The sequence below is a fragment of the Methylocaldum sp. 14B genome (assembly GCF_002005105.1).
Lineage (GTDB): Bacteria > Pseudomonadota > Gammaproteobacteria > Methylococcales > Methylococcaceae > Methylocaldum.
Window position 1 is genome coordinate 119412 of sequence record NZ_MSCV01000005.1, and the last position, 22614, is coordinate 142025.

Below are 22614 nucleotides of genomic sequence, written 5' to 3' on the forward strand. Positions count from 1 at the left end.
TATCAATCGCGAACGATGCCTGTCCTGAGCCCGGTCGAAGGGTGCTTCACTTCGTTCAGCACATCCTACGGGCTTTATTGGGGTGAGCAGTTGCCTAGTTAGCAAAGTGGGGTAGGGCGGGAAAATCCCGCCCCGAAGTACGGCTGAGGGTTGATCAGCCCACGTAGCTGAGCCACTCCTGATGGTCGTTACGGCGGCCGTGCACGTAATCGAAATACAGGGTTTGCAGCTTTTCCGTGATCGGTCCGCGTCCGCCTTCGCCGATGGTCCGCCCGTCCACTTCCCGGATGGGGGTTACTTCGGCGGCTGTACCGGTGAAGAAAGCCTCGTCCGCGACATAGACTTCATCGCGGGTAATCCGCTTTTCGACAACTTCCAGCCCGTTCTCCCGGGCGATGGTGAAGACGGTTTCGCGGGTGATGCCTTCCAGCGCCGAGGTCAGGTCCGGCGTATAGAGCTTGCCGCGGCGCACGATGAAGATGTTCTCGCCGCTGCCTTCGGCTACGTAACCCTCGTGATCGAGCAACAAGGCTTCGTCGCAGCCCGCTTCCACGGCTTCCTGAACGGCCAGGATCGAATTCAGATAGTTGCCGTTCGCCTTGGCCTTGCACATGACGCTGTTGACGGAGTTGCGGGTATAGGACGAGGTGCGGACCTTGATGCCGCGCGCCATGTTTTCGGCGCCGAGGTAACTGCCCCATTCCCAGGCGGCGATCATGACATGTACATTGAGCCCCTTGGCGTGCAGGCCCATGCCTTCGGAACCGTAGAAGCACATCGGCCGGATGTAGGCGCTGGACAGGCCGTTCCGGCTTACGGCTTCGCATTGCGCCCGGTCGAGGATGTCCTTGTCGAAAGGAATCTTCATGTTCATGATGTGGGCGGAGCGGAACAGCCGGTCGGTGTGGTCGCGCAGGCGGAAGATCGCCGCGCCCCGGTCGGTCTTGTAAGCCCGAAGACCCTCGAATACGCCGCAGCCGTAATGTAGGGTATGGGTCAGCACGTGAACCTTTGCGTCTCGCCAGGGCAGCCACTCGCCGTCGAGCCAGATGACGCCGTCTCTGTCATCCATCGCCATCAGTCGTTCTCCGAAATTACCAGTGAATTGAAAAACTTAGCGTTCCATCACGTTCCGCCAAATCTGCTGCACGTGGGAACGCAGTTCGAAATGTTCATGGGCCGGAACCAGCGCGGGCACTTCAAGCAGCGCAAGCCGGTGGGTACGTTCACGGAAAAGGCAATAGGCCTGCCTTAATAGTCCGGCATCGTCAGAACTTAAAAAACCGGCCTTCGTGAGAGAGTCCAGTAGGCGTACCACGTCGGTCCACTCGGTCAGTTTATTGCAATCGTGAGCACGCGAAAGAACCCCGAATTGTACTATAAACTCGATATCGACGATACCGCCGAAACTTTGCTTCAAATCGAACACGTCGGGGTCTTTTGCTGCCAGATTGGCGCGCATTTTTTCGCGCATTTCGCGAATTTCGGTCCGTAGGGTTTCGGTATCCCGCTCCCGGCACAGAGACTTCTCGCGGATAGTGCCGAACCGTTCGCCGATTTCGGGATCTCCGGCGACGAACCGGGCCTTTACCAGCGCCTGCTGCTCCCAAGTCCAGGCGTTATCCATTTGGTAGGTGTCGTACGCGTCGACACTGCTGACCAGAAGACCGGAACTTCCGGACGGCCGAAGCCGCAAATCCACCTCGTAGAGAATGCCCGCGGGGGTATTCGCCGTCAAAAGATGAATGATGCGCTTGCCCATCCGCGCGAAAAACTCGGCGGTGCTGACCGGCCGCTCGCCATTGGTGAGAGCGCTGTCGACGCCGTCATAGAGGAAGACCAGATCCAGATCCGATCCGTAGCCGAGTTCCAGCCCGCCCATTTTGCCGTAGGCGATTACGCCGAAACCGCCGACTTGGTCGACGCTTGCGCCGGGAGGAACGCCGTGCCGCGCGGCCGTCAGTCGCCAAGCTTGTCGCATGACTTCGTTCACCAGCACTTCGGCGATATAGGTGAGATAGTCGCTGACCACCATGATCGGAATGGCGCCGACGAAATCGGCTGCCGCGACTCTCAAAATGCTGCTTTGCTTGAACTGGCGCAGGCCGATCAGGATTTGTTCGAGATCCTCGGGATCGATCGAGTCGAGCTTCCGGCTCAGTTCCCGTTCCAGTTCCGCCTTCGACAGCGGCGTGTAAAGCGCGCGCGGGTCCAGCAATTCGTCCAGAAGCAGAGGATGTTGGGCGATATAGTTGGTGATCCAGGGGCTGCCCGCTGCCAGTTTGACGAGCTGCGACAAAGCTTGCGGGTTCTCCGCCAGAAGGGTCAGATAAACGTTGCGGCTAGCGATGGCCTCCAATAGCGCGAAAATCCGCTCCAGGGCATTTTCGGGCTGTTCGGTCGAGGCCGTGGCTCGGAGTAGCATGGGCATCAGGCGAGCGAGTTCCGAAGCGCCCCTCGGAGTGAGATTCTTGATGGCGTGGGAAGTCTGAAACGTCTCGATGAGTTTTGCCCCGGATTCAGGTGTAGGCCAGCCGAGATTCCGCAATGCCATGTAAATCTGTTCGCGATCGCCGCTCAATGCGAAAAAGTCTCGGCCCTCGGCCTTGACCGGCGCGACGACCTGTTCGAACACCTCGTGAACCTCCCGGCGCACCGCATCGATGCGCGCTTTGAAGCTCTCCCAGGCGGAAAAGCCCATCGCGAAAGCGAGGCTGAGCCGCTGTACAGGGCCGGTGGGAAGATCGTGGGTTTGCCTGTCGGCGTATTGTTGCAGCCGGTTTTCGACCGTGCGGAGAAAGCGATAGGCCTCCTGAAGTTTTTCGACCGTGGGCTTGGGCAGCAAGCCCAGATCGGCCAGGGTTTCCAGTACGACCTGGATGCGGCGCTCCTGCAGGCGTTTCTCGCGTCCGCCGCGGATCAGTTGAAATGCCTGGCCGATGAACTCGATTTCCCGAATGCCGCCCGGACCGAGCTTGATGTTTTCCTGGCGGTCCTTGCGTTGCAGTTCCAGCGAGATTTTCTGCTTCAATTCGCGCAATTCGCCGAGCGTTCGGTAATCGAGATAACGCCGATAGACGAAAGGCTTGAGAAATTCCTGAAGTTCGCGTCCGGCTTCGATATCGCCGGCGATGGGGCGCACCTTGACCATGGCGTAGCGTTCCCACTCGCGCGCCTGGCTTTGGTAGTACGCTTCCAAGGCATAGAAGTTCTGAACCAGGGGGCCCGAGTCGCCGAACGGGCGCAAGCGCAGGTCGACGCGGAAGATGAAGCCGTCCTCGGTCTGGGTGTCCAACACCTTGACCAGATTGCGCGCCAGCTTGGTGTAAAACTCGCAGTAGCTGGTTTCGCGCTTGTCCGCCAGAACCCCGTCGTCCCGATAGGCGAAAATCAGATCGATGTCGGACGAGAAATTCAGCTCGAAGGCGCCGAGCTTGCCCATGCCCAGCACGACCAGCGATTGCGGCCGGCCTTGCTTGTTGACCGGCGTTCCCTTGGCGGCGCAGGCTTGGCGAAAAAGAAAGTCCAGGCTTTCCTGTACACACACGTCGGCGAGCGCGGATAAATCCCGGAGGGTTTCTTCCAGGCTTGCCCAGCCGGCAATGTCGCGCCAGGCGATGCGCACCATTTCCCGGTTACGGAAGCGGCGCAGAACGGCCATCAACTCCGTTTCGGTAGCTACGCCTTCCAGGAGCTGTCGCAGGTCGCCGCGACAGGTTTCCTCGTCGGTCGAGTTCACCAGCCGGCCCGATTCCAATAAGTCTTTCAGGAGCTCCGGCCGGCGGGCGCATTGTTCGGCGACGAAAGGGCTCGCGGCCCAGACCGGACCTAAAGAGCCTTTGATCTTGTCCGGAAACTCGTCGAGTTCGATTCCGAGGTGCGCCGAGTTTGCGGAAAACGCGGCCCAAGCCGAGGCTACCGGCTGTTTGAGCGGTTCGGGCAAGCGCTGCAGAAAATCGGAGTTGTCGGACATAAGACAGTCTTAACGATGATGGAGTGGGTCAGGCCTCGGGACATGATCGTTTCAGGGCTTTTTAGCATCGTTACCGAAAAACGACGTCAAAAAGCCCTGGAAGAAATCCCCGTGCTCGTCCCGCTTTTCGCGTGCGGCTATCAGTGCCTCACGGACTTCTTCCTTCAATTTGGCATCGGAAAGCAACATGTAAGGCCGAATCGGTGCTTTCTCGGCTTTTTCCAAATAAGGCAGGGCCTTGTCATACTCGCCCTGCTGCAACAAAAAGTCGCCGTAAAAATAATTCGAATCCAGGGCGTTCGGATATAGCTTCAAAGCCGCTTCCAGATATTGACGGGCCGAATCGTCGTCTCCGAAGGAGATTGGCCAGCCGGGAAGCCGGTAATAAAGATTGCCGAGGGTGATATAAGCCGATCCTTCCATGGCGCGGGGATCGATGTCTATCGCCTTGATGAGCAGTTCCCGGGCCTCGCTGACCCTGCTCAGCGAGCTCAAACCGACGTCCGCAGCGGCGTAGGTGCAGAGGACGATGGCCTCCAGAACCAGCGGATCGGCTTCTTTGGGGTACTGCTCGGACACGGCATGAACCCTGGCCAGAAGGCCTTTGAACTTCTCTGCATGTTCGGATGGCGGCAGGCGGTAAAAAATCTCCGCCCATTCGTCTTCAAGACGCCGGACGGCCTCATGAACGCCCGATTCGGCCTTCGAGTGGCTGGTACCGGGGAGAATAACAGCTAACAAGGCGAGTACGAGATGTAAGGATTTCAAATGCAAATTTTCAGCAGTGGGCGATGAAACAAGCATTCTAACAATCGAGGATCGGGTGGTTAATGAGGAATGTCTATAGATTCTCGAGGTGGCGGCCGGTCCGATTGACTGGCTACGGCTGATCGGATTTTTCGTTGCCGAAATTTCTTCTCGTTTTTTCTATCTCTCGCCGATAAGTCTCGGCGTCGCCGTAATCGAGAAACCGGCCGTATGAGGAGTGGGGCGATTTGATGCGGCGCGCGTGTTTGATGGGACACCAGTGCTGTTCGGTGCGGGCGGCAATCTCGCGGACGTAAGCGAGAAGGCCGTTACCGTAGGAACAGTATGCGCAATTTAGTTTTTCGATCAGATTCAGATAAGCCAATCGCCCTCGGTCGAAGACCAGGTAGTCGCCGCGCTTTGCCTTAGGAATGCCGTAAATCGGGAAGCAAACCGCCTGATATAGCGTGACGGCCAGATCCAGAAGGACGAAAGGGACGATCAATGAGTAAATGATCGGCGCGGTGAGCAGCGTGAGCGGGTTGGCCCTGACGATGTACTTGGTCAGGCTCGCCTTGAGTCTGCGGTGTTCCCGCAACAGTTCGTGGGCATAATCGATCCTTCCGTTGCGGAGCTTGATCCGGAATTCTTCCCTATGTTTGGCCAGTTCGGCTTCGAGTTCCTCTTCGAGCGCTTGGATGTTTTCGATCAGGGTCGCGATTCGTGGGTTCATGAGGTGCTCGAAGAGACGGGAAAATGGATCGTCTACGATAGCACGAAAGTCGCAGATTCAGCCGGCTAATGAAAATCCCGGCAGGGCACGCTCAAGTTACCCAGCCAGTGGCTCAAGTCTTCCAGCCGGCCGGCAACGAGGTGCAACACGCCGTCTTCTTCCTGCACCGTGCCGTGCACGGCGAGGAGTCCCGCTTGCAGAACGATGTGGCGCTGCCGCTGGACCAGGCTGGGCCAGACGATGACATTGGTCTGGCCGGTTTCGTCTTCGAGGGTGAGAAAGATGACGCCGGAAGCGGTCATCGGGCGCTGCCGGCAGATGACAAGGCCGGCGGTGCGCGCGAAGCATCCGTGGCCCAGTGCGCGCAATTCCTCGGCACTGAGCAGGCGCCGTGCGGCGAGCCGGGAACGCAGCAGAGTCAAGGGATGGCGGCGCAGGGTGAGTCCGGTGGACGCGTAATCGGCGACGATGTTTTCGCCCTCGCGGGGCGGACGCAGCAAGGGCACGCCCTCGTCGAACGCCGGCTGGCCGAACAGCGGCGTGGGGCGTTCGTGCGCGCTCATATCCCAAAACGCGCGATGCCGGTGGCCGGCGAGTCCGTGCAAGGCATCGGCCGCGGCCAATGCTTCGGAATCACGGCGGTCGAGTTTTGCGCGGGCGATCAGGTCGGCGGCATCGGCAAAGGGCTTCTCCAGCCGGGCGGCGACGATGCCTTCGGCGCCTTGCCGCGACAAACCTTTCATCAGGCGCAGGCCGAGGCGGAGGGCGGACGGTTCGGGGGGCGACCCTTCGAGTGTGCAATCGTAATCGCTGTACCGCACGTCGACTGGGCGGACATCCACGCCGTGACGGCGCGCATCCTGAACGAGCTGGGCGGGAGCGTAAAAGCCCATGGGCTGGCTGTTGAGCAGCGCGCAGGTGAAAGCGGCGGGATGATGGCATTTCAGCCAGGCCGAAACATATACCAATAAGGCGAAGCTGGCGGAATGCGATTCCGGAAAGCCGTATTCGCCGAAACCCTGAATCTGCCGGTAGATCTGCTCCGCGAACTCGGCGCTGTAGCCGCGTTCGCGCATGCCTTCGATCAGACGGCTTTGGAATTTCTCCAGACCGCCGCGCCGATGCCAGGCCGCCATGGCGCGGCGGAGCTGGTCCGCCTCGCCGGCGCTGAAACCGGCGGCCACCATGGCGATCTGCATCACCTGTTCCTGGAAAATCGGGACGCCCAGGGTGCGCTTGAGCACTTTTTCGACGTCCGGGCCGGGATAAGTGACCGGTTCCCGCCCGCTGCGGCGCGCGAGATAAGGATGAACCATGTCGCCCTGAATGGGACCAGGGCGCACGATCGCCACCTGAATGACCAGGTCGTAGTAGTTCTCGGGTTTCAAGCGGGGCAGCATGGCCATTTGGGCGCGGGATTCCACCTGAAACACCCCAAGGCTGTCGGCCCGTTGCAGCATGGCGTAGACCGCCGGATCTTCCGCCGGAATGCGGTCCAGGCTCAGTGCTTCACCGCGCCAGTTGCTCACATAATCGAGCGCCTTGCGGATGGCGGTCAGCATGCCTAAGGCGAGAACGTCCACCTTGAGCAGGCCGAGCGCTTCCAGATCGTCCTTGTCCCATTGAATCACGGTGCGTTCAGGCATCGCCGCGTTTTCCACCGGCACCAAGCGCGGCAAGGCGTCCGCCGCGATGACGAAGCCGCCGGTGTGTTGCGACAGATGGCGCGGAAAGCCGCGCAATTGCCGGACCAATCCGGCGAGCAGGCGGAGTTTCGGATTCTTAGGGTCGAAGCCGGCGGCTTGGAGGCGTTCGGTATCCACACCGTCGCCGCTCAAAAAATGGGCGGCTCCGGCCAGATGGTCGATCTGCTCGCGGCTGAAGCCTAACGCCTTGGCCACGTCGCGCACCGCGCTGCGGGTCCGGTAAGTGATGACGCTGGCGGCCAGGGCGGCGCGCTGCCGGCCGTATTTGCGGTAGATGTATTGGATGACTTCCTCGCGCCGCTCGTGCTCGAAATCCACGTCGATGTCGGGCGGTTCGTTCCGCTCACGGGAGATGAAGCGCTCGAACAAAAGATCGAGACGCCCCGGATCGACTTCGGTGATGCCTAGGCAATAGCAGACCGCCGAGTTGGCGGCCGAACCGCGACCCTGGCACAGGATGCTCCGCTCGCGGGCGAAGCGGACGATGTCTTGAATGGTGAGGAAATAGGGCTCATAGGCGAGATCGGCGATCAAAGAGAGTTCGTGTTCGATTTGCCGCCGCACCTTGTCGGGAGCGCCGTCAGGCCAGCGGCGCCTGACACCTTCCTCGGTCAAATGACGCAGCCAACTCTTTGGTGTATGGCCTTCCGGTACCAGTTCGGCCGGATATTCGTAGCGGAGTTCATCGAGCGAAAACCGGCATCGTTCGGCGATGCGCACGGTTTCCGCCAGCAGCTCCGGGGGATAGAGCCGGGCCAGGCGGGACAGCGGGCGGAGATGGCGCTCGCCGTTCGGGAACAGCGCGTAGCCGAGCTCGGAAAGCGGCCGGTTCAGGCGAATGGCGGTGAGCGTGTCTTGCAGAGGCTGCCGTTCCGGGCTGTGCATGTGCACATCGTTGCAGGCCACCAAAGGCAGTCCCAGATCGCTGCCGAGCCGGCAAAGGCGATTCAGACGTTCCCGGTCCGTTCCGCTCAGGAACAGCTCCACGCCGATCCAAAGACGGCCGGAAAAACGCTCCTTAAGCCAGACGCCTTGTTCCGGTTGCGGCGTTTCGCCCGGCAGCCATAGCGCCAGGCAATGGTCCAGCGGGTGTCGTTCCAGTATGAGGCGGTCCAGCCGGTAATGGCCTTTGGGCGCATTCATCCGGGCTGCGGTGATGAGGCCGGAAAGCTGCGCGTAGCCTTCCCGATCGGTGGCCAGCAGCACCAGCTTGAGCCCGTCTTCCAATCGCAAACGGTCGTCCCGGGAGCGCCAGGACGACCCTTCCAATCGCAAACGGTCGTCCGGGGAAGGGGCTGGCCGGCGCTCCCGGCCAGGTCGTTTGCGATTGGAGCGTCGAACCGATCCTTCCAATCGGAATTCGCTGCCGACGATCAGCTTCAAGCCGTGACGGCGCGCCTCCAGATGAGCTTTTACCACTCCGGCCAGGGAGCATTCGTCGGTCAGCGCCAGTGCGGTATAGCCGAGGCGGGCTGCCGTTTCGACCAGCTCTTCGGGGTGCGAGGCGCCGCGCAGGAAGCTGTAATTGCTGAGGCAATGGAGTTCGGCCATATCCTATGACGCCGAGCCGAGATAAGCCCGCAGCTGCGGCGGGACGGTCCTTTGCGTCAGCCGGTTCTTGAACTCCCACTCCCGGTGTTTTTCCACCGAAACCAGGAATTGTGTTTCCTTGCCGGCGTGCAGGGCTGTCGGGATGCCGTCCCGGAACAGCACGCGATTGCCTGGGAGCGCGGGGATTTTCGCGCCGGGCGTGACGATGCCGACGAGATTCAGCGGATCGACGGCGCTGAGCGTGACCAAGGTTTCGGTGTCTTTCTCCTTGCGCATCGCGCGCAGGGCTTCCACGGCTTCGGGCAGGGCGAACTGCTCGCCGAAATGGCCGGCCACGAAGCGTCCTCCGCGTATTTCGCCGCGCGCTTCCAGACGCCGGTAAATGCGTAGGAGATCCTGCCAGGGCGGCGCGACGGTCTCGCGGGCCAACAGCGCCCGAAACACGACGCCATAGCGCTTGAGCAGTGTGCCGGCGATATGCTCGACGGCTTCCTGATCGGCCGACTCGGATGCGTTCTCGTCGAGTAGCAAGGGCGGCTGCACGAGCGTCCAGCGCCCGGCTTCCGCCATTCCGAAGGAAAGTCCCCGATAGCGCTGCTTTTTTTGCTCGGGGATCAGCAGGGCGCGCAGCCCCATGAAACTGTCCGAGGCGACCCACCCGCGCGCCACCAGTTCCGCCAGCGTGTTTTCCAGCTGGGTCGGCAGTAGACCTGTCCACTGCGCCAGTTCTTCGAAAAAGAGAGCGCCGCGGGTTTTCAGGATATCCGCTACGTGCCGTGCGGCGGGCGACAGCTCGGTTGACTCGCTTTGAACGGCGAACTGCCGCCAGTACGATAGATGACGCCGGGCTATGAGCGCCATGGGCGAGGATTTGACGGGCCCTTGGCCGCCTTTGGCGGCGGAAAGCCGGGTCCAGACAATCTTGCCCGAAAGACACAGGGCGTCGAGCCAGGCCGGGTCGTAATCGGCAATTCGCGCCGGCAGCACATCGCCTTCCCAGGCAACCGCGGCCGCCTCGAAGCCTTCCAGTTGGGCCAGGACCGCCGCGAGGGCTTGCGCGCCCTGCATGCGGTTTTCGGGATGCACGTGCTGCCAGCGGAACAGGAAACGCATGAAATCGGCGCTGGGCACCGGTTCGATTTCCTGGCGCAGACGGTTGATGGTGTAGCGGTGGATGCGCGCCAGAAGGCGCCTTTCGCACCATTCTTCCGTGCCGGCTCCTGGCGTATACGACCCGCGCAGGACGAAGCCTTCGTTCTGCAGCGCCAGGAGAGCATACTCGACGCGGCCGACGGGAAGAGCCATGGCTTCCGCCAGTTCCGCCGCCGTGACCGGCCCGGTGCAGTCGATGCGCGCGCGGACGATTTCCTTCAGCGCGTCTTCCGGCGTCCAGGTTTGCTCCAGATACTCCGGCGGCAGTTGTGCCGCATAACCGATGCCAGCCGACGAGGAGCCATCGGCCTGCGCATACACCGCCTGGAATTGCGGCAAGCGCTCGGCCGCAATCCAAAGAATGTTGCCGCTCGCTACATGCAATTCCGCCACGCGCCCTTGCAGCTTCAACTCCCGAAAGAATGCTTCCCAGCCGATTTCCGCTTCGGATTGCTGGAGAAAGCCCAGCATCTGCAAGGCGTCGTGCAGCTCGTCGGCGTTGGAGGCCTCGGGCCAGGCTTCCTGCCGCACCCGGTCGATGGCCGCCTGGTCGAGACGTCCGAGGTCCGCGGCTTCGGAAGGATCGAGCCAGCGGCGGCTGGCCACCGCGCGGGTCCGGCGCTCTTCCAGGGGAGCTCCGTCCAGAAAGCTGTAGACCTTGGAATTGACGATTTCGGCGGCGAGCGGCGAGGGTTCGGTCAGATCGCGGCACACCACGCGGATCGCGCCGCTTTCGATCCCGCCGATCACCTCGATCAACCGGTCGATGTCCATGGCTTCGGTCAGGCAATCGTGCACGGTCTGGTTGACCAGCGGATGATCGGGCACCTCCCGGTCGCCGACGATGTTCTCGAAGCACGCGAGCTGGTCGGGAAACACGCAGGTGACGAGGTCTTCCGCCTGCATGCGGAGGAGATAGGGGGGCGTCTTACGGCCGCCCTGAAAGCGCTTGAGCGCGAGCGAGCAGACGGCGTTCCAGCGCCAGCGCACGTTGAACATCGGGGCCGCGAGCAGCGCCTGCACCAACAAATCGCGCACGGTGTTGGCGTTCAGGAAACGCGTGACGTCCTCCAGCGGAAAGCTTTGCGAGACGCCCAGTGACAGGATGATGGCGTTCTCGGTGGCGGCGGCTTGCAGCTCGAAGTTGAAGGTACGGCAGAAGCGCTTGCGCAGGGCGAGTCCCCAGCCGCGATTGACCCGGCTGCCGTAGGGCGCGTGAATGATGAACTGCATGCCGCCCGATTCGTCGAAGAAACGTTCGAACACCAGGGTGTCCAAGGTGGGCAGTGTGCTTAGGGCCAGCTTGGCCGCGGCCAGGTAGTTGACGGCCTGCACTGCGGCCAGCGACGACACGCCGACCTCCTTTTCGAGAAAGGCATTGGCGGCGGGTAGATTCAGGTTCTTATCCGGGCCTACAAAGCCTGTATCGAACGGCCTTTCCAAGCGCTCCTCGATTTCCCGCCGGAGCCGCGCCACCGCGTAAGACAGCTCATGAGTCCGCCCTGGCGCTTCGCCGAACCAGAACGGGATATTGGGCGGCTGATGTCGGGCATCCTCCACGCGCAAGGTGCCGGCTTCGAGCCGCAAGACCCGCCAGCTCGCGTTGCCGAGCTGGAAAATGTCGCCGGCCAGGCTTTCGATGGCGAAATCTTCGTCCACGGTGCCGATGAATTCCCCGGAGGGTTCCAGGATCACGCGGTATTCGGCGTTGTCCGGAATCGCCCCGCCGCAGGTCACGGCGGTGAGTCTCGCGCCTCTCCGGGCCCGCAAGCGCTTGTGGATGCCGTCCCGGTGCAAATAGGCGCCGCGCGGCCCGCGCCGGGTACTGAAGCCCTCCGCCAGCATCTTGACGATTTCGTCGAACTCTTGCCGGCTCAGTTCGCGGTAGGGAAACGCGCGGCACACGGTGCGGTAAAGCTCGTCCTCCGACCAGTCCGCCGCGGCCACCATTGCGACGATCTGCTGAGCCAGGACATCCACGGGCTTTTGCGGCATGATCAAGCGATCCAGATCGCCTCGTCGTATCGCATCGATCAGAGCGATGCATTCGATGAGATCGTCCCGGCTGGCCGGGAACAGCCGGCCCTTGGGCAGACCTCCTGCAAAGTGCCCGGAACGGCCCACTCGCTGCAGAAAGGTGGAGATCGAGCCGGTGGTTCCCAGTTGGCAAACCAGGTCCACGTCGCCCACGTCGATGCCGAGTTCCAAGGAGGCGGTGGCGACCAGCGCTTTCAGCTTCCCGGCTTTTAGGCGGTGCTCGGCGGAAAGCCGCTGCTCCCGCGACAGGCTGCCGTGGTGCGAGGTGACGTGTTCCTCGCCCAGCCGTTCGCTCAGGGCGCGAGCCACCCGTTCCGCCATGCGGCGCGTGTTGACGAAGATCAGCGTGGTCTTGTGCGCCTCGATCAAGGTCGTCATGCGGTCGTAGATTTCCTTGGCCGCTTGCTGGGAGAGCACCGCCTCCAGCGGCGAATCGGGCAGCTCGATGGCCAGGTCGAGTCGGCGCCGGTGGCCGGTATCGATGATGCGGCAATTGGTCCCGCCGGTCAGAAAGCTTGCGACCGATTCGATGGGGTTCTGGGTTGCGGAGAGACCGATGCGGGCGAGGCGGTGCTCGACCAGTCGTTCCAGCCGTTCCAGCGACAAGGCCAGGTGCGATCCGCGCTTGCTGCCCACCACCGCATGGATTTCGTCGACGATCACCGTCCGAACGGTTTTCAGCATTCGCCTCCCACCTTCGCTGGTGAGAAGGATATAAACCGACTCGGGAGTGGTCACCAGAATATGCGGCGGATGCTTGTTCATAGCCGCCCGAGCGAGTGCCGGGGTGTCGCCGGTGCGGACCTGGGAGCGAATCGCCACGTTTGTCGAGCCGAGTTCGAATAGCCTGGTGTTGATTCCGTCCAGCGGCGCTTCGAGGTTCTTGTGGATATCGTTGCTCAGCGCCTTGAGCGGCGAGATGTAGAGCACGCGGGTTTCTTCCGGCAAACCGAAGACTTCGCCTTCCCTAACCAGATCGTCTATGGCGGCCAGAAACGCCGCGAGGGTTTTGCCGGAACCGGTGGGCGCGGCAATCAGCGTATGCCGGCCGGATTTAATGGCGTCCCAGGCTTCGGTCTGGCATTCGGTCGGCGCGGGGAAGGCGTCCCGGAACCAAGCCGAGACAGCTGGGTGAAATCGATCGAGAATCATGGAACTACGTTACCCCAAAGCGGACGGCAATCTCAATCAGGCTTATCGTCGCGGCCGGGCGATCGCGCAGTTTTCACCCTCTCCCTCTGGGAGAGGGTGAAAACGACGCCGCACCGGGACCCTTTGACCGATGTCCCAGTTTTGTTATAGCGGTTTCGGTCAAGGTATCGTATTTTCCGCGGCAGTCGATTTTACGGTTTCGATTTCATCCGAAGAGATTCGGATCAATAAGGGCTACCTCCTTGCACAGATTTCCAATCAGACGGATTTTGAGTAACGGCTATGTTGTAGCGGCATTGGCGACAGCAACCATAGTGATCGTTCAGTATTTCCTGCTGCCGCTTTTCATGGGATCGCCTCCTTTGCTTCTCTTCCTGCTCGGAGTGGCGCTTGCGGCCTGGTACGGCAGCTTTAGGGCGGGACTTTTTGCCACCGTGTTGAGCACCTTGGCGAGTATCTTCTATTTGATCGAGCCTCTCCATTCATGGCAGATCGTGGAACAAAGGGAGTGGCTCAGAACCTTGCTGCTGTTGAGCGTGGGCGCTGTGCTCAGCCTGATGGTTTCGCTTCTGCGTAGCGGAGAACGAAAGGCGCTCCTCGAGGTGCTGCGGCAAAAGGAACGACTCGAGCGGGAAATCGTCGAGCGCCAGCGGGCCGAACAGGCGCTGAACGCGGCGCATACCGAGGTCGTGAACGAGCGCAGCCGGCTCGAAGCCATCATGGAAACCTTGCCCGTGGGTGTGGCCATCCTGGACGCACAAGGCGGCATCATCGGCACCAACCGAGCCGTCGATCAGGTTTGGGGCGGGCCGTGTCCGCCCGTACGGTCGGTCAGCGATTATGCCGTCTTTAAAGCGTGGTGGGTGGATACCGACGAGCGCGTCCGGCCGGAGGATTGGGCCCCGGCGCAAGTCTTGAAAAAAGGAGAGCCGGTCGTCGGGCAGCTGATGGAAATTCTGCGTTTCGACGGCGCTCGGGCCATTGTTCACAACAGCGCCGCACCCATCCGCGACGCTACCGGTCGCATCGCGGGCGCCGCGGTGGTGATTATGGACATCAGCGAAAGCGTCAAGCGGGAACAGGCGTTGCGGGAGAGTGAGGAGCGGTACCGATTGGCGATCGATGCCGCGCAGATGGGTACCTGGGATTGGGATCTCGGCAGCCGGAAAGTCGTGGGGAATCCTCGTCATGCCGCGCTTTTTGGCTACCCGCCCAAGGAGACGGTGATGGACGAAGGAATGATTTCCGATCGGATACATCCGGAGGATTTGCCGCATGTCGCGGCCACCGTCGACGAGGCGAGGGAACGTCACACCCGCTATGACTGCGATTTCCGCATTGTCTGGCCGGACGGTTCGGTTCGATGGGTTTCGTCGATCGGAGATTTCCACTATGACGCCCATGGCACTCCGGTGCGCATGATCGGGGTGTTGCGGGACATTACCGACCGTAAACAGGCGGAGGAAGCGCTTCGCGATGCCGACCGGCAAAAGAACGAATTCATCGCCATGCTCGGACACGAACTCCGGAATCCGCTGGCGCCTATCCGGAATGCGGTTCATCTGATGCGCAAGCTGGATACTCCCGATCCCAATCTGCGGTGGGCGCGCGATGTGGTCGACCGGCAAGTCGATCATCTGGCTCGCTTGGTGAGCGATCTGTTGGATGTGTCGCGAATCGTGCAAGGCAAACTCACGCTTCAAATCACTCTGGTCGATCTCGTGACGGTCATCAACCAGGCTGTCGAAACCAGTCAGCCGCTGATCGAGTCCAGACACCACACGCTTTCGGTCGCGATGCCCGAAGAGCCGGTGTATCTCGAAGGTGACCACGTGCGCTTGGTTCAAGTCGTTTCGAATCTTCTCGACAATGCTGCCAAGTACACGCCGGAAGGCGGCAGAATTTGGCTTGCCGCAGTCGCCGAGAACGGGGAAGCGATCATCTCCATCCGCGATACCGGCGAAGGAATCTCCAGCGCATTACTGCCCCATCTTTTCGATGCATTCACCCAAGCCGCGAGAACGCTGGACCGAGCGCAAGGCGGGCTCGGACTGGGTTTGATGATCGTTCAGAAAATCATCGAGATGCACGGGGGAAACGTCGAAGTCAAAAGCGAAGGGCTCGGCAAAGGCAGCGAATTCGTAATACGCTTGCCGCTCTGCGAGCAGGTGTGCGTGGTTCCCGGATTGTAGGATGCGGTTTGTGCCTCACCGCATCCTACGTTCTCGTTTCTTGATTACAAGTCAGTTTGTAGGATGTGGTGACCGAAGTGAACCGCATCGATTGCGAACGATGCGCTTCCAATCGCAAACGGTCGCTTTAGTCGCGACCCTCCTTCGTCAGCACATCCTATAGACGAGGCTCAATGCAGCTTGATCTTCGGCCTCAATCTCCGCCGGAAGAATCCCGAGACCATCAGCATGCTGACCCGGATCGGTCCGAATAGCGCCAGTTGGTGCATCTTGTAGAGCGAAAGGTAAACCAGCCGGGCTATCAGGCCCTCAATCATCACCGTGCCCATCAGATTGCCCATCAGATTGCCGACGGTGCTGTATTTGCCGAGCGATACCAGCGAGCCGTAGTCCTTGTATCGGTAGGTGAGCATGGACTTGCCCTCCAGTTTTCGACGGAGATTCTTCAGGACGAGGGTGGCTTGCTGATGGGCGGATTGGGCGCGTGGCGGAACGGTGGAGTTTTTTTCCGGCCAAGGGCAGGCGGCGCAGTCGCCGATGGCGAAGATGTCGTCGTCGACGGTGGTTTGCAGGGTGGGGCGGACCACGACCTGGTTGATCCGGTTGGTTTCGAGATCCGCGATGGTCTTGAGAAAATCGGGTGCTTTGACGCCGGCAGCCCAGACTTTCAGCGCCGCCGGGATGAATCGGCCGCTTTGGGTCTTCATGCCGTTCTTGGTAACTTCCACCACACGCTCGCCGAGATGGACCTGAATGCCGAGTTTTTCCAGCTGTTTGAGCGTGGATTTGGAGAGGCGCTCGGGCAGTTCCGGGAGCAATCGGTCGGCGGCCTCGATGATGTGAATCTGGAGGTCGGACGGCTTCACGTTATCGAGCCCGTAGGCGCTCAATAGCCGTGTGGCCTGATGAAGCTGGGCGGACAGCTCGATGCCCGTGGCGCCTCCGCCGACGATGGCGACGTCCAATTGACCGGTTTCCTTGACGCCTCCGGTGGCGTGGGCGTGGAAATACGCTTCCAGCAGCCGGTTTTGGAACTGTTCCGCCTGGTCGGTGGTATCCAGGAACAGGCAATGTTCGGCCACGCCGGTGATGCCGAAATCGTTGCAGATGCTGCCCACGGCGATGACCAGCATGTCGTAGGGATGGGTGCGGGGCGGCATGATTTCTTCGCCCTTTTCGTTCACCATCGCCGCCAGATGGACTTGTTTGTTGGTGCGATCGAGACCGTCCATGCGGCCCAATACGTACCGGAAACCGTTGCTGCTCGCCTGGGCTAGATAATCCAGTTCGTCGTCGTGGGAATCCAGGGTGCCGGCGGCCACTTCGTGCAGCAGCGGTTTCCAGATGTGAGTGCGGCTGCAATCGATCAGCGTGATATCGGCCTTCTTCCGGCCAAGGCTCTTGCCGAGCTGCGTAACCAGTTCCAGACCGCCGGCGCCGCCGCCGACCACCACGATCCTGGGCCGGTTTTCACTTGTTTTAGATTCGCTCATATCCTCTCCCCCCTTTTTTAATAGATGACTGATCTAAGACTGGAATAAGCCGGTCTTGCCCCCTTGAAAGGGCGGTACCCGTTCCCGGCATTTTCGCGTCTTGCCGAAAATGTGATGCTTATCCCGTGCGTAATTCTTTTCCGGTGCTTTGCTTGGTATAAGCATCCGTCTGAAGCGGCGTTGATGGGACGGCTGCGTAAATCCGCTGAAACAATCGATGAGTCTACGCTGTTATCGATGGCGAATTGATCGGTATGCCAAAACCGCTAGTCCAAACTGTGATAGCGGAAAAATGCGACATCGAGCGCCTCCCGAATATTCGCTGAAGCCGGCTCCCCCGGCCCGCTGGCGGTCCGGATTGAGTCGCGCCGATGACGGATTACCGTGAGATGTTCGGCCGCTGCGGATTCTGCCACAGCCGAAGGTCCGATGTCTTTAATCCGGTGTGCGTCGAGGAACGCGGTGGATGTTCGTCTTAGCCCTTGCTAATATTCGAGCATAGGATTTGGTTATCGGTTGGCTGAAGAACTAGCGATGAGTCGGTTTGTCTTACGGACGTTAATCAGATGTGTGCCCCACAGGATTTTGTGCTGAATTCCGAGTTTCCAAATCCCATTCCCGATTGGAGCGACCAAATTCCTGTTCCGCTCGTTACTATTCGACTGGCCGATCAAAAGCTGCTTTTTCTCAATCGCCCGGCTCGCGAACTTTTCGGCGATACCGTCAAACCCGGACTCGATGCGTCGGTGCTGTTCGACGACCCTAATGCTCTGCGGCAGTTGCTCGAATCGGTGTGCTCTGACAACAAGACGGTCCGTTCGGAGGCGCTTCTTAAGAACGCGTCGAACAAACACCATAAGTATTCGATCGACGCAAGCGCGGCCGAACTGGACGGCGAGCCTATCGCCGTGTTGTCCTTGATCGATGTGCCCGCCTATATACCCCAGCCGGAAGAAGCCGAGTTTCGTTCCAACATCGCTTTGTGGCGGGGGGTGTTCGACCAGGCGGCCGTCGGGATCGCTTTGTTGGATACGAATTTTCGGTTTATCGAGGTGAATCGGCGTTGGTTGGAACTGTTCGGATACACCGCCGACGAAATGAGCGCGTTATCTCCGAGCGATCTCATTTCCTCGGAAGACAGTTTCGTATCGCGCGAACGAGCCGAGGCGCTTTTGGGCGGTGAAGTCGACCAATACCGGGGAGAGAAGCGTTTGGTCCGAAAGGACGGAAGCGTATTCTGGGGCGATTTGTCCGCGAGCATGCTGCGGGACGGGAAAGATACGGTATCCGTGATTTTAACTTTTCTGATCGACATTACCGATCGCAAGCTGGCGGAAGATAAATTGCAGGCCAGCAACGAGCGGCTCGAAGCGCAATTGGCCGAGAACCGGATATTGCAGGAAAAACTGAGAGATTTGGCGGTACGCGATCCGCTGACGTCGCTGTTCAACCGGCGGTACATGGAAGAGACCCTGAGGCGCGAGTTGTCACGATCGGCCCGGGAAGATCAGCCGCTCAGTCTGGTCATGATCGACATCGACCATTTCAAGCAACTCAACGACACTTATGGTCATCCGGCGGGGGATCTGGTCCTGAAGGAACTGGCAGCACTGTTGCTGCGCCACCTGCGCAGCGAGGACATCGTCTGCCGCTTCGGCGGCGAGGAATTCGTGGCCATTCTGCCGGGCGCTCCGTTGTTGACGGCGGCTCAGCGAGCCGAATCCTGGCGTTTGGCGTTTCAGGAATTACACATCGTTTATGAAGACCAAGTATTAACCAGCACGCTCTCGATGGGGATCGCGGAATATCCTCGTCATGGCGCGACCAGCGAGGACCTTCTGTTCCAGGCCGATAGTGCGATGTACATGGCCAAGCGTGCGGGAGGCAATCGGGTGATGGTCTGGGGTTGAGTAGTCTTTGGCGCTGGTGCGCCGTTTGCTTGTCTTGCTCGACCTTGTGTGTTTATACGGATTTTCATGAAGCATTCTCTGTCTCGCTCTGATATCTCTTCTCACGCTATCGATGACTTGGAGGCGCGGCTGATGGCTGCTGCCGGCGGGGCCGAACGCGGCAAGATCGCCGAGGCCCTGAACCTCGCCCGCAGGGCGCGGGATCAAGATACGATCGTCAGGCCGCGCGGCATCGACGTCGCGGATATTCTCCTCGGGATCAAGGCCGATGGGCTCACGCTGCAGGTTGCGCTGCTGAGCGATCCTTATCTCCGCGATACGCTCAAGGAAGCCGACATCAAGGCCCAATTCGGGGAGACCGTCGCCGATTTGGTGCAGAAGGTCAATTGGCTCAACACCTTCGACGAATACCGTCCGACCGAAATCAAGGAGCCCGCCCAGGCGGAACTCTTGCGCCGCATGCTTTTATCGGTGGTCAACGACGTGCGTGCGGTGCTGGTCAAGCTCGCCTATCGTCTCCAGCGCTTGCGGCTGCTCAAGAATCAGGACGGCGAGTTGCGCCAAAGGATCGCCATGGAAACCCTGGACGTGTTCGCGCCCCTGGCGAACCGGCTGGGCGTGGGGCAGCTCAAGTGGGAGCTGGAGGATCTCGCTTTTCGCTATCTAAACCCCGACAAATACCGCGATCTTGCCAACCAGTTGGCGACCAACCGCGCCACGCGGGAAGCTTTCGTCGGTCAATTCATCGAGATACTGCGGCAGGAATTGGAAGCGAACCATATCCACGCCAAGGTTTACGGCCGTCCCAAGCACATCTACAGCATTTATCGGAAGACGCAGCGCAAGGAGCTGGACCTGGAGGAGCTGTATGACCTGCACGCCGTAAGGGTCATCGTCGACGATGTTGCGACCTGCTATGCGGTGCTCGGTCTGGTGCACGGCCGCTGGCTCCACGTTCCCAAGGAGTTCGACGATTACATCGCCAACCCCAAGGAAAACGGCTATCAATCGCTGCACACGGTGGTGATCGGACCCGAAGGCCGGCCGGTCGAAGTTCAGATTCGCACCCAGGCCATGCACGATTTCGCCGAATACGGTGTCGCGGCTCACTGGCGATATAAGGAAGGCGGCAAGCAGGACGCGGTTCTCGATCGCAGCATCAATGCCCTGCGCCGCCTGCTGGAAAGCAGGGACGACGATCAGTCGATGCTGGAGGATTTCCGCGCCGAACTGTTCGAGGACCAGATCTTCGTGCTGACGCCGAAAGGGCAGGTGGTCCGGTTAAGTAAAGGAGCGACGCCGCTGGATTTCGCCTATCACATCCACACCGAGGTGGGGCACCGCTGCCGCGGCGCGAAGGTCAACGGACGTATCGTGCCGTTGACCTATTCGCTCAAGTCCGGCGAAAAGGTCGAAATTCTCACCGCCAAGCACGGCGGTCCGAGCCTCGGGTGGCTGGATCCGCACTTGGGTTATGTCAGGACGGGCCACGCGCGTACCAAGATCCGCCAATGGTTCAAGCAGCAGGATCATGAAAAGCATCTTCGCGCCGGGAAATCCATTCTGGACCGGGAGCGGCAGAAGCTGGGCATCAAGGAAGTCGATCTGGACGAGCTGGCACGGCATTTCCATTTGCCGCGCGGGGACGATCTGCTGCTGGCCGTCGGCCGCGCCGACATCGCTCCGGCCCAACTGGCCAATGCCTTGAAGCTTCCGGAATGGCAGCCGAAGGTTCCGGCGGCTCCCCCGGCGAAAAAACCCTTGCCGCCGGCGACGGGCAAGGCATCGGAAGAGGTGACCATCCAGGGAGTCCGCAACCTTCTGACCTATTTCGCCCATTGCTGCGAGCCCAAGCCCGGCGATCGGATCATCGGTTATGTAACGGTGGGCAAGGGCGTCGCCATCCATCGCCAGGATTGCGACAACATCATTCAGTTGCCGCCCCGCAAGATGAGCCGTCTGATCGACGTGGCCTGGGGTACGGAGCCGGAAGCGTTCCCGGTGGAGCTCGAAGTCAAGGCGCTGGATCGAAAGGGGCTGCTCAAGGACATCACCCATATTCTGGCGCACGAACATATCAATATCGTGCGCACCCACAGCGAGACCAACGGGGACGATCAGTCGGTCGTCATGAGGATCACGGCCGAGGTATCGGACCCCGGACAGCTCAGCTCGGTGCTGGACAAGATCGGCCAGGTGCACAACGTGTTCAGCGCCAGGCGCTTGCAGCACGGGTGAGGGGTTGTGATTTCTTTTCGCATTAGTCGCTTTGGTAAAAGGTGCCGCTGATCGCGGCGACTGCTTTGGAGCGGGTCTCGCCCCGCTGGCGAGTTACTTTTCTTTGCTTGCCCAAAGAAAAGTAACCCAAAGAAAGGGCACCCGGATGGCGCGCTGATCCTGCGCTTCGCCGCCTTGATCCGGGGGCGACAAAAGGCACGTCCGTGTGCCTTTGTCGCCGCACGCGATCCCTCGCGTGCCCCTTCGGGCGGTTCCGACTCAAGCCGGCGATGCTCGGGCGCGCCATAACGGGAAAAAAACAGAAGACCGAAATGTTCTATACGTAATACGTAGTCTCCTTAGTGTTGCCCCCATCGGTCGATCATTGCGCCAAGCCAGCCCCGGGAATAGGCCAAACCGTGATAGATCGCCAACGCCAGACGCGCCCAGCGGATGTAGAGCCCCGGCCGCCGGATCAAACGGGCGAACCGGAATACCGGATGGCTCCAGGCCGTGATCAGGCTGCGAAACCGGTAAATCAGTTTTCTTCGGGCGGATAGGCCTCGGGAATCCGGCGGTACACGCTTGCTCGGCTTCACGCCGGGACGCCGCCAACTCAGTCGATAGGCGAGACCCTCCCGGCGCTGCCGAAAACCCGCGGCCTGGGTTTGTTCGACGAACCGGGCGTCGACCGGCGTCAGGTGCAGCCGGCCTTGTTCGAACCCGGTCGTCACGAGCCGTTCCATTTCCGGCGAGCGGACGATGACCACATTCGTGCCGCGCCCGTCGGATGAATAAGGTTCCACCCAGGCATCGCCGAAGGCGATGTCGGCCGTTTCCGCGACCACGTCGTCGCAGGCGTTGCAGGCCGAGTTCTGAAAAAAACCGGCGCCCCAGTCGCCGTCCGCCAGATGCCACCAGTCCTTCTGTACCACTTGCCCGTTCCTGAGCGTCAATTGAGCGGTGTACCAGTTCGCCGGACGATCGGGATCTTTGCGGCGGAATTCGACACCTTGAACGTCGTCTACCGGGACACCCATTTGCCAGGCGAAGCTTTCCACGAAACGGGCACTCTTCATGTGGCCGCAGAAAAGGCCCAGAGTGAACCGAATGCGTTCGCGAAACACGGGATCATAGCGGCGGAGGAGTTGTACCGCCTTGATGAAACAGGGGACTCCGACCACGGCATAGCGTCCCGGATTCGCTCGGATGATTCCGAGCACGTCCGATAATTCCACCGGATAATAGCGCGACTTCGCGCCAGCCAGGATTTCGTCCTCGGTGCGCGAGATCCGATAACGGAAGAACAGCCCGTCGCGCTTCGGGTCCGTGGCCGCGACATGCGCCGCGCCGTCGATCCGGCCGGTACGCAGCAGTTCCGCCAAAACCCAGCTGACCATGCCGCCCGAGCTTCCACGCTCGCGGAACTCCTTTTCGGCCACGTAACCCACGTGGGCGGTTCGAAAACGTCCCACGGCGGAATCGTGCCGGCCGGCATCCGGAAAAAGCTGCTCGGCCAGCTCGTTCTCGTCCCTTGCACCAGGCGAAAACGGGCAGATTCGCGCGAACTCCGAGGATCTGCGATGCAGCCATTCGGGAGACCCTGTCGGCTTATATTGCCCGTACCGGTCCAGTTCCATCCGCGAGGCGAAGGCATTCGCCCGTGCCACGCAACTGCCGCAGCCGATGCAGAGATCAGAACTCACGATGTCCCGCGGACTGAAGGTCTGTCGATCGGCTGGGGTCGGCAT

The 22614-nt window shown here is 60.6% G+C and carries 11 protein-coding genes; 3 read left to right on the forward strand and 8 right to left on the reverse strand.

The annotated features are described in order from the left end of the window. Positions 1-154: 154 nt before the first annotated feature. From B2A78_RS05255 to B2A78_RS05280, 6 genes are all read right to left on the reverse strand, one after another. Complete coding sequence (locus tag B2A78_RS05255) at positions 155-1078, reverse strand: branched-chain amino acid transaminase (protein ID WP_077728859.1); 924 nt, start codon at positions 1076-1078, stop codon at positions 155-157. A 36-nt stretch (positions 1079-1114) separates the two neighbouring features. Then, positions 1115-3973 carry a bifunctional [glutamate--ammonia ligase]-adenylyl-L-tyrosine phosphorylase/[glutamate--ammonia-ligase] adenylyltransferase gene (gene glnE, locus B2A78_RS05260; protein WP_077728860.1) on the reverse strand — a complete coding sequence of 953 codons (2859 nt, stop codon included), beginning with the start codon at positions 3971-3973 and terminating at the stop codon, positions 1115-1117. Between the two features lie 51 nt (positions 3974-4024). Next, positions 4025-4741 (reverse strand): tetratricopeptide repeat protein, encoded by a 717-nt coding sequence (locus B2A78_RS05265; RefSeq protein WP_168175350.1) that lies wholly within the window; start codon positions 4739-4741, stop codon positions 4025-4027. A 112-nt stretch (positions 4742-4853) separates the two neighbouring features. Then, positions 4854-5453 carry a hypothetical protein gene (locus tag B2A78_RS05270; protein ID WP_077728862.1) on the reverse strand — a complete coding sequence of 200 codons (600 nt, stop codon included), beginning with the start codon at positions 5451-5453 and terminating at the stop codon, positions 4854-4856. A 65-nt stretch (positions 5454-5518) separates the two neighbouring features. Next, a complete protein-coding gene (locus B2A78_RS05275) occupies positions 5519-8710 on the reverse strand; it encodes an error-prone DNA polymerase (RefSeq protein ID WP_077728863.1) in 3192 nt (1063 codons plus the stop codon). A gap of 3 nt (positions 8711-8713) precedes the next feature. Next, the gene (locus B2A78_RS05280; protein ID WP_077728864.1) at positions 8714-13051 is read right to left on the reverse strand and encodes a DEAD/DEAH box helicase; all 4338 of its coding nucleotides are present in this window, start codon (positions 13049-13051) and stop codon (positions 8714-8716) included. 269 nt (positions 13052-13320) lie between these two features. Here B2A78_RS05280 and B2A78_RS05285 point away from each other — a divergent pair, with 269 nt between their 5' ends. Further along, entirely contained in the window at positions 13321-15243 is a 1923-nt protein-coding gene (locus tag B2A78_RS05285) for an ATP-binding protein (RefSeq protein ID WP_143735071.1), read from the forward strand. Between the two features lie 170 nt (positions 15244-15413). On the opposite strand, the gene B2A78_RS05290 is transcribed toward B2A78_RS05285, so the two are convergent. After that, positions 15414-16736: an NAD(P)/FAD-dependent oxidoreductase gene (locus B2A78_RS05290; protein WP_077728866.1), complete on the reverse strand. Its 1323-nt coding sequence runs from the start codon at positions 16734-16736 to the stop codon at positions 15414-15416. A 566-nt stretch (positions 16737-17302) separates the two neighbouring features. On the opposite strand from B2A78_RS05290, the gene B2A78_RS05295 reads away from it, so the two are divergent. Both B2A78_RS05295 and B2A78_RS05300 read left to right on the forward strand, forming a co-directional pair. Continuing rightward, entirely contained in the window at positions 17303-18646 is a 1344-nt protein-coding gene (locus B2A78_RS05295; protein WP_077728867.1) for a diguanylate cyclase, read from the forward strand. A gap of 132 nt (positions 18647-18778) precedes the next feature. After that, positions 18779-20884 (forward strand): bifunctional (p)ppGpp synthetase/guanosine-3',5'-bis(diphosphate) 3'-pyrophosphohydrolase, encoded by a 2106-nt coding sequence (locus B2A78_RS05300; RefSeq protein WP_240502408.1) that lies wholly within the window; start codon positions 18779-18781, stop codon positions 20882-20884. A gap of 338 nt (positions 20885-21222) precedes the next feature. On the opposite strand, the gene B2A78_RS05305 is transcribed toward B2A78_RS05300, so the two are convergent. Next, the gene (locus B2A78_RS05305) at positions 21223-22614 is read right to left on the reverse strand and encodes a Coenzyme F420 hydrogenase/dehydrogenase, beta subunit C-terminal domain (RefSeq protein WP_077728869.1); all 1392 of its coding nucleotides are present in this window, start codon (positions 22612-22614) and stop codon (positions 21223-21225) included.